The organism is Proteus hauseri ATCC 700826, from assembly GCF_001654965.1.
Classification (GTDB): domain Bacteria; phylum Pseudomonadota; class Gammaproteobacteria; order Enterobacterales; family Enterobacteriaceae; genus Proteus; species Proteus hauseri.
The window spans coordinates 212469-225231 of the sequence record NZ_LXEV01000031.1 but is presented as its reverse complement, the minus strand read 5'-3'; the positions used below and the strand labels follow the sequence as shown (position 1 = coordinate 225231).

General features: G+C 33.4%; 12 protein-coding genes. 6 read left to right on the top strand and 6 right to left on the bottom strand.

Annotated features, from left to right (window positions below):
* Positions 1 to 20: 20 nt before the first annotated feature.
* The 5 genes from M997_RS14310 to M997_RS14285 all read right to left on the bottom strand — a co-directional run bounded on the left by M997_RS14310 (position 21) and on the right by M997_RS14285 (position 5380).
* On the bottom strand, positions 21 to 905 hold the full coding sequence (locus M997_RS14310) for a hypothetical protein (RefSeq protein ID WP_064720786.1): 885 nt from the start codon (positions 903 to 905) through the stop codon (positions 21 to 23).
* Between the two features lie 148 nt (positions 906 to 1053).
* Positions 1054 to 2607, bottom strand: a complete 1554-nt coding sequence (locus M997_RS14305; RefSeq protein WP_064720785.1) for a sulfatase-like hydrolase/transferase — start codon at positions 2605 to 2607, stop codon at positions 1054 to 1056.
* A 325-nt stretch (positions 2608 to 2932) separates the two neighbouring features.
* Positions 2933 to 3424: a hypothetical protein gene (locus M997_RS14295; protein ID WP_064720783.1), complete on the bottom strand. Its 492-nt coding sequence runs from the start codon at positions 3422 to 3424 to the stop codon at positions 2933 to 2935.
* Between the two features lie 173 nt (positions 3425 to 3597).
* Positions 3598 to 4341: a YadA-like family protein gene (locus M997_RS14290; protein ID WP_064720782.1), complete on the bottom strand. Its 744-nt coding sequence runs from the start codon at positions 4339 to 4341 to the stop codon at positions 3598 to 3600.
* Positions 4342 to 4552: 211 nt separating this feature from the next.
* Entirely contained in the window at positions 4553 to 5380 is an 828-nt protein-coding gene (locus M997_RS14285; RefSeq protein ID WP_064720781.1) for a MurR/RpiR family transcriptional regulator, read from the bottom strand.
* Positions 5381 to 5871: 491 nt separating this feature from the next.
* Here M997_RS14285 and M997_RS14280 point away from each other — a divergent pair, with 491 nt between their 5' ends.
* The 6 genes from M997_RS14280 to tehB all read left to right on the top strand — a co-directional run bounded on the left by M997_RS14280 (position 5872) and on the right by tehB (position 11092).
* Positions 5872 to 6066, top strand: a complete 195-nt coding sequence (locus M997_RS14280; protein ID WP_064720780.1) for a hypothetical protein — start codon at positions 5872 to 5874, stop codon at positions 6064 to 6066.
* 413 nt (positions 6067 to 6479) lie between these two features.
* The gene (locus M997_RS14275; protein ID WP_064720779.1) at positions 6480 to 7034 is read left to right on the top strand and encodes a cytochrome b; all 555 of its coding nucleotides are present in this window, start codon (positions 6480 to 6482) and stop codon (positions 7032 to 7034) included.
* 32 nt (positions 7035 to 7066) lie between these two features.
* Positions 7067 to 7648, top strand: a complete 582-nt coding sequence (locus M997_RS14270; protein WP_064720778.1) for a YceI family protein — start codon at positions 7067 to 7069, stop codon at positions 7646 to 7648.
* A 229-nt stretch (positions 7649 to 7877) separates the two neighbouring features.
* Positions 7878 to 8963: a linear amide C-N hydrolase gene (locus tag M997_RS14265; RefSeq protein ID WP_064720777.1), complete on the top strand. Its 1086-nt coding sequence runs from the start codon at positions 7878 to 7880 to the stop codon at positions 8961 to 8963.
* Between the two features lie 23 nt (positions 8964 to 8986).
* On the top strand, positions 8987 to 10159 hold the full coding sequence (locus M997_RS14260) for an NAD-binding protein (RefSeq protein ID WP_064720776.1): 1173 nt from the start codon (positions 8987 to 8989) through the stop codon (positions 10157 to 10159).
* 78 nt (positions 10160 to 10237) lie between these two features.
* Positions 10238 to 11092, top strand: coding sequence for an SAM-dependent methyltransferase TehB (gene tehB / locus M997_RS14255; RefSeq protein ID WP_064720775.1), 855 nt, complete (start codon positions 10238 to 10240; stop codon positions 11090 to 11092).
* Between the two features lie 107 nt (positions 11093 to 11199).
* Here tehB and clcA read toward each other — a convergent pair whose 3' ends face one another.
* Positions 11200 to 12615: a H(+)/Cl(-) exchange transporter ClcA gene (clcA, locus tag M997_RS14250; RefSeq protein WP_064720774.1), complete on the bottom strand. Its 1416-nt coding sequence runs from the start codon at positions 12613 to 12615 to the stop codon at positions 11200 to 11202.
* Positions 12616 to 12763 lie beyond the last annotated feature (148 nt).

Here is a 12763-nt window from a genome sequence, read left to right as displayed (position 1 = left end):
TCCATAAATAATTTTAATTATTAGAACGTCGCTCGGAATGAAATTTTGTAATAATTCTGAGTCGATTTACTGCCATTATTCTGGTTTTCAACACGCTCATTATAATATTCGGTCATTAATCGCCATTGAGGACTAATTTGATAGGCCATTTGTAATGTATAACGAGTCATATCTTTATCGAGATATTCCCCTTTATTTGTTCTGTCTTCTATTTTTCCGAAAATAGATTTACGTACTGAAGGTGAAACAATAAGTCCTATTGGTGTTGTCCAGTTAACATACATACGTAATTGTTGGTTATGATTTGTTTCTTTAGTATCGTATTCAGCATGTCGTATTGCTTGTTTTCCACCATCAAAATAAGCGACGGTAGTATTAATATTTGGTGTAATAAAATAACGAATACCTGGCTCGATTTCCCAGCCTAAATAATCGGTATTAGTGACGCCATTACTCTTTTTATCTTCTTTCTTTTGTAGGCCAAACAAAATACTACCAGTTAAAAACCAATCTTTATTAATTGGGAATTGATAGTTTGTTTTTGATTCATAAAAATCTATGGTTAAACGGCTACCATTATCATAATTTGTAATATCCTGACGAACTTTTAAACCCGGTTGGATCCAACCATTATTTAATTTAAAACGATAACTACCTTGTAAATCATAACGCTGATAGCGGTTTTTATTATCATGTTCACGTTGACGAAAACCAACATCAAAATACCAGTTAGATTTATCTGGGTTTATATTGAAATCTACACGATAACCAGCATAGTTATTTGGCGTATCGTAATCAGCAGATTCCCAAGAAAACATGGCATTAACATTTGCTGCATGAGAATGAAAAGAAGTTAAACCTAAGCCAATAAGAGGTAAAAAAAGAGCAATACGAAGTTTGTTCATGGTGTGTATCCAATTCTTTATTCGCTGTCTTGTCGTATTTTAGTTATAAGACATTCTTCTCCTTTTATAATGAAAAGGAGTATTTAGGTAAGCGAATCGGGTTTATATATAGCGCCATAAATTAATGGCGCAGATATTTTTATTATTTTTATTTACATGTTGATATTGTTTTATTTAATTTATTCGTTGTCGCCGTAATAAACTCAGATGGGCGCCAAGAGTCTCCTGTTTTTTCTAGCCAAGGGGTTAATTCTTCTTTTATAAGTTTTTCAATAAGAGGCTTATTATTATCTGCAACGTTTTTCATTTGGTAAGGATCATTAACGTTGTCATACAAAGTATATTTCAGTGGTTGTCCATCTTGTCTATCAATGACTAAAGTATGCGTTTTAGTTCTCACGCCTCTTTTACCGAAAGATGGTTCACCATAAGGAATAAAGAGATAAAGTTGAGAGTTTGCTGTGTCGCCTTTACCTGTAATCACTCGGTCTGCTAAATTACTGCCTTCTACTGAATCAGGGATCCATGCTGATAAACCTAATAAGCCAAGGATTGTTGGATAAATATCAGGTGCTGACATTAATGCATCATCTGAACCAGGTTTAATTTTACCTGGTAGACGAAACATCATGGGTACGCGCATCGATTCTTCATAAGGATTATTTTTTGTTGCTTGCCCATTAGCTCCTAAACAACTGCCGTGATCAGAGAAGAAAACAACCAGCGTATTATCAGCTAATCCTTGTTGTTCAAGTTCATTAACGATACGACCAAATTGCTCATCAACACCGTTAACCATTGCCATGTATTCTTTAAAATATTGAGGACCATAGCCTTCTTGATATTCAGTATCCCATTTTACATTTGGCCGAGTATTTAGCTCTTTTGATGTTTTTCCTTGATAAGCTTCGAGATATTTTTTAGGAACTTGATCATAAGGGGAGTGCGGCGGATTCATTGAAACCACTAGTGCAAATGGTTTTGAATTATCACGAAACTGACCATTCTCATTTTTGAGGAATTTAACAGCCATGTCGGCTTCATGTTCTGGTCCCCATTGATCAATATATATCGGCTTGTCACGCGGGGTATCGTTTGCCCAATACATAGGTTTCATATGTAAATCATAAGTGCCGTAGGAGTACCAGAAATCAAAGCCATGACGACGATCTGGTGCTGCCCATTCATTCCAATAACGGCCTTCCATTGGATTATTGTAGCTTTGAATAAATGGCTCATAAGGGGCATCAAGATGCCATTTACCAATATAACCAGTACTGTAATCTAATGATTTTAAAACATCAGACCAACATTTAGCGTAAGGAGATAAATCAATCCCAACTTTTCCACCGTAATCATGTGCATTACCTGTAATGCCATTGCGAACAGGATATTGCCCTGTCATAAACATCCCCCTAAATGGCGAGCATAATGGGTAGTTAGAAGCCATTTGTGTCATTACTTTGGCTTGTTTCGCAAATTTATTAAGATTAGGTGTGATCGATGGGTCTTCTCCCATAAACTGCAAAGCATGGGCTCGCATTTCATCTGGGAAAATAATTAATAAGTTCGGTGCATCTGCAGGTCGTGAGTTTGGTTTAGCTGCAACATCCCCTGAATTAGCAAGAACAGGTGTAGAAACAGACATTGCTGCACCGCTAGCTGCGAGTCCTTTGATAAAAGTTCTGCGGGAAACAGTCATTGCTTCCTCCTATTTTACGTTTACTTTCGAATTGGTGTCTTTCATCTTATTTATACTTTTGTATAAGATAAAAAAGTAAGTTAACGAAAGATCAAGAATTGAAAGGAAGATCACATAATGGTGTCGTTTTGTAAGCAAATAGGTAGGAAAAAGAAGATTAAAATTATCTTAAGAATAGATAAAATTTTTGTTAAATATTCTATGTTGTTGATTTTATTGGTTTGGTGTGAAAGTGTGACATCGTTTGCAAAAATTAGACTTGTCGCGAAGTATTCTCATTTAGATGAATTGATATAAAATAAAGTAATTTATCTTTCGTTTGCTTTCATTGTCCACGCATTATCCACCACAATTTATTTTGAAATTCAAATTGTGCCGCTTGATACATACCTATTTTTCTATGTGCAGCTAAAGAGCGAGTGTTATCTTCATTAATAAAAGCAACAGGGTGCCCACCATGTAATGCACAGATAAATTGATAAAGATCTTGTAGTAATGTTTTTCCTCTGTGATTTTTATCTATACAAACCGGACCATAGAACCAATTATTCTGTGTGATATCAGGAAAACGACGGTTAATTTCTTGTGCAATAGGTGGTAGCGAAAAAGAGGTAACCGGAAAGCTGAAAACAACAGCGATAATATTTCGCTTAACAAGCGCAACGACCGCATTCGTACTACTTTGATACATTGCTTCAACTTTATTTAACGGGTATTCCCCATATAAACCACCTTGCTGAGACTCAGCATTAGCTTGTAATAAACGTGTAACAGCATTGAGATCGTCATAGCTCATTTTTCTAATGATATAATCCATTTTACACCTTAATATAAGTTATATTTATAGTTAGTAATGTATAACATATATTTATTTGTGTTTAAAATGAGTTCTCTTTTTTTTGTAATTTTTATTTTTAATCATTCTGCTACTTGGCAGTAATAATGAGTTACTACTGCCATTACTTTTATATTTAAGCTGTTATTAATTTTTCACCAACCTAAAGCAAGCCCGCCTCCAATAATAATGTCCTTTTCGCTATTCAGCGATGAATTTAATCTAAATGAAATATTATCATTTGGCCTATATTGAATACCGCCAGCAATTGCTGTACCTGTCCGATAATTGCTAATACCAATTCCGCCACTTAAAGTGTGATGAGCAAGATAAGGAATACTAGTCATTGCAACTGATGAAGCTATGCCAGCAAATACTTTTTTTTCTAACGCGATAATTTCTTTGTCTAAATTTGCAATTGAATCTGTGATTTCAACCTGTCTTTTTCTATAATAATTATCAAAATCATTAAAATGGGTTTTGAGATTACTGATATCTGTATTGACCGTTCTCTTTAGCTGATTAATGGTATTGTTTGTTGCTATTTTATTTTTATCAACCAGCTTTTTAGCTTGAGCAAAGTTAACGGCATCAGTATTATTTTTTCCTTCACTGATATTAACTAATCGTGAAGTGTGTTTATTTTCAATGTTTCCAAATGAGACTGTATTTTCTTCCGTTGCTAATGCATTATAGCCAATGGCAATAGCTCGCGTATTTTGAGCTTTGCTATCTACACCTATTGCGATAGATTGATTACCTGATGCTTGACTATTATCGCCTAAATTAAAACCAGGAATATTATTTTCTATTAATGGTGTATTATCTGATAACGAAGTGTTTGAATAAGAGAAAGATAAAAATAAAATAGATAATAAAACTAACTTTTTAAATATCATTTAATTTAATCCTGTAAATAATATAACAGAGGTGGAGTAATATTAAACGATCCTGTTTTTAGCACAAATAAAACATATCAAAAAAAGTCTTAAAAATTATTATCAGTAAAATTATATAATTATAGTTTTATTTGTATTAAATCAGTTTTTTATTAAATGTTAAATTATAAATGCTGCATCCTTATAAGACGCAGCTTTATGTTGAGAGATATTAATGTTTCTTTCTAAATGCAAAAGCAACAGAAATAGCTTGTAATAAACACATCGTAGAAGTTTGTGAACGAAAGGTTTTTATTTGAGCTTCTTTCACCGTTAAGCAAACATCGCTTAAGCTGGCTAATGGGCTTATTGGACTATCAGTAATAATAATTTGTTTTGCTTCTTTATATGCTGCAATTTCGCACATTTTTTGCATTTCATCTGAATACGGATGAAAGTGAATACCAAAAAGTACATCTCGGTGGGTAATATTTCTGATTTGCTCTCGATACATTCCACCAAGGCTGTTAACGAAAACAGTCTCACAAGGGATGTGGGAAAGCGCATGAAAGAAATAGCTAGCCGCACTAAATGAGTGGTGAAAACCACAAATATAGATAGTCTCTGCATATTCAAGCAGTTGTAATGTTTTATTCAGCATTTCCCTATTGGTTTGATTTGCCAATTGTTGCAATGAGTGGCTATTTGCCTGTGCAAACTCTTGCAAAATAGATGCTGGCTCATTCAGATTAGGAGGATCCTCTTTATATTGGTGTTTATAAGTTAAATTTTCATTTTCGTTTACCATTTCATTCATCAAATGATGCTGAAATAATTGTTTCATTTCATTGAATCCGTTGAAATGAAATGCGTTAGCAAAACGAATTAATGTCGATGGAGGAACATTTGCTTTATCTGCAAGGGTAGCAATTGTATCAAATGCCACACTGTTTTTATTATCAACTAGATAATGTGCAACCTGCTGTAGCCTTTTACTTAATCCATTATAGCGGGAGCGAACTTGTTCCTGTAGTTCATTCAGATTTGTTGCAGTAGACATAGTGCCCTCAATAAAAATACTACTCTAATTGTAATGTTTTTTTAAGGTGAGTTGAATGTTTTTAGCTAATAGTAATTAAAATTAAATAAATGGTCGAATTTAAATAAATGGAATTACTAAAGGTAATTATTTGATGTTTAAACCTCTATTTTATTTTTTTATTTATAAAATTATTATCACTAATTGAAATTATTTTTTCTGTTTTTATTTAAATGAAATTATTATTTCATTTTTTAATGTTAAATTAATTTTATTGTTTTATTTCATAATGAAATCTATTTATTTAAGTTGCAGTGTTGTCTATTTCATTAAATTTAACTTAATATTTTATTTTTATCTGTTAATTTAAGGGTTGCTTCAGTTATAAGATATTTTAACATCTTTGTGCGTGATGGTTGATATTTGTGATATGACACTTGCCTTATCATCTAATAATAGTAATTTATCACTATCTTAATTTAAATTTAATATTATTGGGTGATGTGCAGAGTATGTATAACGACGAATCATGGATTGGTTTTTTAATGCACTATTTTCATGATCACTACTCAGAAGTGATCCCGATTATTTTTATTGTTTGCTGCATAGGTATTATTTTTGGTGTTGTACGTGAAATGCGCTGGTTATCAGTATTTTTTACTTTACCTCTGTTGATTTTTATATTTTGCTTACTTGTTTTTATTTAACTTAGGGTAATAAAGAGTGCTATTTTTAGAATAAATAGATAATAATGAAATTTATTTTTAATATTTTTATTCTTGAAGAGTATGTTTTTTCCATTTTCCATTTTCCATTTTCCATTTTCCATTTTCCATTCTTTATTCTTTATTCTCTATTAAATAAAGTAAACATTAAATTGTTAATGATAAATTTTTATTTTTAATTAATAATCCGACATGGGCATTTATTTTTTAATTATATATTATAATCAAAAATAATATGGGTTAATAAACAAGGTGACTAATAAGGTATTGTTACTTATTGATTATTATTGATAAAGATAGACAAATAATTTGTTGAAAAATAGACTAACATTTTGTGCTTAATCGACTAATATAGATAACATATTGTTAATGAATAAATTAAGTTGGAAATTATTATGCAATGGCGAAATACCACTAATCGCTATGGGCACTTGTCGCTCCTTTTACACTGGGGGACAGCGCTAACGGTCTATGGCATGTTTGCCCTTGGTTTATGGATGGTAACACTAGGTTATTACGATGGTTGGTATCATTCAGCACCGGAAATACATAAAAGTATTGGTATTATTTTATTTATTATCCTAATTATCCGAGCTGTGTGGCGCTGGGTTTCTCCACCACCAAAGGCTTTATCTAGTTATAGTAAATTGACTCGTATAAGTGCGCATATTGTCCATATGCTTTTATATTTAATTTTATTTTCAATTGTTATTAGTGGTTATTTAATTTCAACTGCTGATGGTCAAGCTATATCAGTATTTGATTGGTTTTCTGTTCCTGCTATTTTTATGGGGCAGGGAGAGCAAGCTGATTTAGCGGGTGATGTTCATCTTTATTTAGCTTGGGCGGTTGTTTTATTATCGCTATTACATGCCGCTGGTGCGCTGAAACATCATTTTGTAGATAAAGATGTAACGTTAAAAAGAATGTTAGGAATACGAAATAAATAATTAATTTATAACTACATATTATGGAGAGAAGAATGTTTAAGAAAGCACTATTAGGTTTAACTGCGAGCGCATTGTTATTTAATGCAAGTTCAGCATTAGCTGCCGACTATGAGATTGATAAACAAGGTCAACATGCTTTTGTTCAGTTTCGTATTCAGCATTTAGGTTATAGCTGGTTATATGGCACATTTAAAGATTTTGATGGTACATTTAGCTATGACAAAGAAGATCCGTCTAAAGATAAAGTTGATGTTGTTATTAAAACCGGTAGCTTAGACACTAATCATGCAGAACGTGATAAACATTTACGTAGTGCTGATTTCTTTAATACGAGCAAATATCCTGAAGCTAAATTTGTTTCAACAAATGTTTCTCGTAATGGTGAGAATTATGTTGTTACTGGCGATTTAACATTAAATGGTGTGACTAAACCAATTTCATTAAATGCAAAATTAATTGGTGAAGGAACTGACCCTTGGAAAGGCTATCGCGCTGGTTTTGAAGCAACGGGTAAAGTGAATTTAAAAGAGTTTAATTTTAAATCAGACTTAGGCCCTAAATCTCAAGAAGCAGAATTAATTATTTCTGTTGAAGGTGTAAAAAAGGCTAATTAGTTTTTCATTTTATACTAATTCCCTACATGATTTATAAACCGATGCCTATTAGCATCGGTTTTTTTATGCGCAAAATAGACTAATTGTCTTATACTTAGGTGATATTTCTTATCTTATAAAGATGCAAAATACGTGTTATGAGTATTTCTATCTTTTTAAGTGGAATGAAAAGGGATAAAACAGAGAAAATCGTTATCAATCCAATCCATTTATTTAATAAAAAGAGTTTATGATGAAGAAATTACGACATACTTTTTTGAGTACACTGATTATTTCTAGCTTTTTTCTTAGTAGTGCACAACAAGCTGATGCTTGTACTCGAGTAGTTTATCTTGGTGATAATAATCAAATTATCACAGCTCGTTCAATGGATTGGAAATATGAGATCGGCACTAATTTATGGATATTTCCTCAAGGAATGGAACGTTCAGGTGAAGTTGGAGATAACTCTGTTAAGTGGGTGTCAAAATACGGCAGCGTAATTGCTTCTGGTTTTGATATATCAACGACAGATGGAATGAATGAAAAAGGTTTAGTTGCAAATTTACTGTGGTTAGCTGAATCTGAATACCCTACTTATTCTAAAAATAAACCCGCTATTTCTATTTCAGCTTGGGCACAATATGTTTTAGATAATTTTGCTACGGTGGAAGAAGCCGTTAATACATTAAAAGATGAGCCTTTTATTGTTGTTACCGATAATTTACCAGACCAAAACAGAATGGCGACTTTACATTTATCACTTTCAGATGCGAGTGGTGATAGCGCTATTATTGAATATATTGACGGTAAACAAGTGATTCACCATAGCCGTGAATATCAAGTAATGACAAATTCACCGATATTTTCAGAACAATTAGCGTTAAATAGCTATTGGCAACAAATTGGCGGCACTGTAATGTTGCCAGGAACAAATCGTGCATCGGATCGTTTCGCTCGAGCTTCGTTTTATGTTAATGCTATTCCTAAAGCGCAATCGAGCCAAAAATCGCTAGCAAGTGTTTTTGGTGTAATAAGAAATGTTTCTGTTCCTTATGGTTTGAGCACAGTAGAATCACCTGAAATTTCCTCAACTCGTTGGCGTACAGTGGCTGACCATAAAAATCAGCTCTATTTCTTTGAATCTGCCTTATCGCCAAATACCTTTTGGGTTGATTTAAAGAAAATTGATTTTTCAAAAGAGAGTGGAAAGGTGATGATGTTGCCTTTAGGAGAGGAACAGTCGGTGATTTATTCTGCTAACGCAACAGATAAATTTCAACCTGCGAAACCTTTTGAATTTAAGGGATTAGATAATATCCCGTTGAATGATTAATAAGCCATGATGATAGCTAAAATATGAAATTATCTGAGATATTACATTTTATAGAAACATCGACATTAACTCGCAAAGTGATGTCTTTATTACTTATTTTTAATGGCATATTTATTATTTATTCCATATTGTTAGCTCGAGGTGTTTATCTCGATTGGGAATTACATGGTTTTTCTCAATGGCTAAAATCTTTGGGGGTATTAAAACTACTTGATATCCCTAAAGTGATGCTGGCTTGCGCTTTGATACTTCTTTCAATATTTATGTATCTTGGCGCAAGAATAGCGTGGTGTGTGTCTTTAATTTTATTGGCGACCATTATTTTTTTAGATATTGCTGTTTATCAGCAAATCGGTTTGCAGGCCTATTTCTCTTTAGCATTAGCGGTCGGGTTATTAATTAGCTGGCGAGCGTTTCCCCATCATAGTTTAACTAGTGCTGGCTTTGTTGCGTTTATTTGTATTATTTCTTTACTGTTATTCTCAATGCTAGGTAGCCTTTATATTGGCAACGAATTTAAGCCTCATATTACAACATTGATGGATGCATTTTATTTTTCTATTGTTTGTATGACGACGCTAGGATTTGGCGATATTGTTCCACTTAGCACCAATGCTAGAGTATTTACACTGACGGTTGTTATTTTAGGTATTACCGTTTTTACCACTTCAATCGTTTATGTAATGGGATTTCTTGCTCGAGGAACGCGCGATATTGTTAAGAAAAGGATCGCTAAGATGCATAATCATTTTATTATTATTGGATCATCAGCATTAGCTTCACAATTAGAAAAAGGGTTAAGAGAACAGGGCAAGCCTGTTATTGCTATTTGTTCTGATAAGAGTTCATCATTCTATGATGAGCAAGCGAGCGTTATTGAAGGTGATCCTACAAATACCAAAACTTTGCTTGCTGCTAATATTGCTAAAGCAAGTTGGGTTGCCACGTTATCAGAAAGTGATGCGGAAAATACATTTATATTATTAACGATTCAAGAGTGTCCTGATGTTCATGCAAAATTAATAACAATTATAAATCAGGATGAAAATAGAGAAAAAATCAGTCGGTTACGGCCTGATATGCTATTTTCTTTAGCATCGTTAGGAAAAGAAATTATGATGAAAGTCTTATGTGGTGAATCTATATCATCGGCAGATGTAACCGATCTATTGCTAAATAAATATTTAAAATCGTAATTTTAATAAAGCCGTCTTTACGAAAGATAATGATTATCATAAGATGTATATAAAATACATCTTAAGTGGGGTTGGATTATGGAACTTGTTAGTTATAAAACGATGCCTGAATGGACTCGTACATCAATACCGTTAATGTTGTTAGATCGCCATAATACGAAAGAAGGCACTTATGCCCAAATGAAGGTATTACAAGGTACTATGACATTTGTAGTGTTTAATGATGATGGTTCAGAAATATCAGTTGATTGCGATAGCGTGCACCAACCTCCTTTAATTCAACCTCAACAATGGCATAAAATTGATAAAGCAAGTGATGATGTTCGTTGCCAACTCTCTTTTTTATGTGTGCCTGAAGATAAGCTATTTAAAGAAAATGATCTCTCATTACCGCATTCTGAAGTACGTTATATGTCTACTTTTACGCAGCCTTGTAAAGTATTAGATTTAGGTGCCGGCAGGGGACGTAATAGCTTTTATTTAGCATCTCAAGGTTATGATGTTACAGCATTAGATATTAATGCTTCTCATATTGATGCGATAGAAACAGTTAAAGCTAAAACAGGTTTGGTAGTAAAAAGTGGTTTATATGATATTAACGAAGCTTCATTAACAGAAAAATACGATATTATTATTTCAACTGTTGTATTGATGTTTTGTCAGCGTGAACGAATCGAAGCTATTATTAGAAATATGCAGGAATGCACAAATAACAATGGTATTAATGTGATTGTTTGCCCGGTTGAAACACCAAATAGCGATCCTAGCGAAATTCCATTTAAAACCTTTTTACGCCAAGGTGAATTAGCCGATTATTATAAGGATTGGGAAGTTATTAAATATAATGAAAACCCAGGGCATCTTCATAAAACAGACGCTAATGGTGATCGTGTTGGGCTTAACTTTGCGACTTTAATTGCACGTAAAAAATAACTCCTTGATTAGATAATAAGCTACTGTGGTTTTAATTTATAAAATTGAATGCACCCACCATAAGTATTGGGTGCATTTTTTTAGTTATATACAGGAGTTTAAATCGCTTATTTTTGTGTCGGTGTTGGTGCTTTTTCGCACTCTTCATTATTTTGATAGTCTTTATTTTTTTGTAAGATCTTTTCAAGTAGTACCGTATAAATAGGGCGACCACCAAGTAATTGAGCCAGCATGGTTGCACCAAGGCAGGTAATAATCATGGGTAAGATAAGCTGATAGTTGTCGGTCATTTCTAGCACTAATACGATCCCTGTTAGAGGAGCTCTTACTGTCGCGGCAAATAAAGCACCCATACCGGCGATAGCAAAAGTACCAATTTCAATTTGATACTCAGGAAAGAGTATTGTTGCTGTTAATCCGAATGCACTGCCAAAGAGCGTTCCTAAGGCTAATGTTGGGGCAAAAATTCCCCCCGGTGCTCCAGAAGCAAAACTAATAATAGATGTAATAGTGCGTAATACGAAGAAGATTAATAGTGCCACAAGTGAATATTGACCGCCACTTAGCGCTGGAATAAGACTAAAACCACCACCTGTTATTTCAGGAATAACAAGAGCTAATACACCACAAAGCCCCCCAATTATCCCACCGGTTAATACAAACCGTGATATTTTATCTTGGTAAAAGTGTTGAAATCGAGCTTGAGCATAAAATAGTAATCGGCTGAAAATAACACCAATAAAACCAAAGAACATGCCTAATACAAGATAGAGCCATAATGTATTTAAAGGTGCAGAGGAAAATTGTCCTATGTGAATTATACCGCCTTCGCCATTAAAAAGACGAAAAACAATACATGACATAATAACGCCAATAAATACGGCTTTGATTGAGATAAGACTATATTTAAACTGAGGACGCATTTCTTCAATAATAAATAAAATACCCGCAAGTGGTGCATTAAATGCAGCTGTTAACCCTGCGGCAGCTCCTGTTGCCAGTAAAGTATGGCGAGATTCGGTATCTTTTATACGTGATATATCGTTAATAAATTGGCCAATATTAGCACCTATTTGCACCGTAGGACCTTCTCGGCCTAATACCATGCCCGAACCTAGTGTGCCGATACTTGCGAAAAATTTTACGGGTAATACTCGCCACCAACGAACAGGGCGTACATCTATCATTGCGCCTTCAATTTCAGGAATACCAGACCCTCCTGATTCAGGCGAGAATTTCTTTACTAAATAGTAACCTAGCATTGCTAATATTGCTGAAAATAACAAAGTTACTATTCCTAATAGATAAGGATTAGTAAATGCGCTTTTTAATTCTTCTTGTCTTAAATGAATAACCCAGTTCACACTTTTTTCAAATAATACGCCGACAAATCCAGCCAGTGTGCCGACGATAGCTGAGAGAATAAGTACTTTAATCGGTGCCAAATTAGTTTCTTTGGCTTTTTTTAGTAGATTAAAGCGCTGAGCATTTATTGATTGTTTTAAAATTTTTCGTTTGTACATAATTTGGCTTTATGAGTTTTGGTGATGAGTGTAATGATAGCGCAATTTAATAATGAGGTGATATTAATCACATAACCCAATCATTCTTAGATTAAGTCAGTATTTTTTCTAGCATATTTCCCTTTTTTCATCTTAAGTTTAATTGATA

Coding starts and splice junctions, on each gene's coding strand:
- M997_RS14310 (WP_064720786.1), bottom strand. CDS start 905: ATGAACAAACTTCGTATTGCTCTTTTTTTACCTCTTATTGGCTTAGGT.
- M997_RS14305 (WP_064720785.1), bottom strand. CDS start 2,607: ATGACTGTTTCCCGCAGAACTTTTATCAAAGGACTCGCAGCTAGCGGT.
- M997_RS14295 (WP_064720783.1), bottom strand. CDS start 3,424: ATGGATTATATCATTAGAAAAATGAGCTATGACGATCTCAATGCTGTT.
- M997_RS14290 (WP_064720782.1), bottom strand. CDS start 4,341: ATGATATTTAAAAAGTTAGTTTTATTATCTATTTTATTTTTATCTTTC.
- M997_RS14285 (WP_064720781.1), bottom strand. CDS start 5,380: ATGTCTACTGCAACAAATCTGAATGAACTACAGGAACAAGTTCGCTCC.
- M997_RS14280 (WP_064720780.1), top strand. CDS start 5,872: ATGTATAACGACGAATCATGGATTGGTTTTTTAATGCACTATTTTCAT.
- M997_RS14275 (WP_064720779.1), top strand. CDS start 6,480: ATGCAATGGCGAAATACCACTAATCGCTATGGGCACTTGTCGCTCCTT.
- M997_RS14270 (WP_064720778.1), top strand. CDS start 7,067: ATGTTTAAGAAAGCACTATTAGGTTTAACTGCGAGCGCATTGTTATTT.
- M997_RS14265 (WP_064720777.1), top strand. CDS start 7,878: ATGATGAAGAAATTACGACATACTTTTTTGAGTACACTGATTATTTCT.
- M997_RS14260 (WP_064720776.1), top strand. CDS start 8,987: ATGAAATTATCTGAGATATTACATTTTATAGAAACATCGACATTAACT.
- tehB (WP_064720775.1), top strand. CDS start 10,238: ATGGAACTTGTTAGTTATAAAACGATGCCTGAATGGACTCGTACATCA.
- clcA (WP_064720774.1), bottom strand. CDS start 12,615: ATGTACAAACGAAAAATTTTAAAACAATCAATAAATGCTCAGCGCTTT.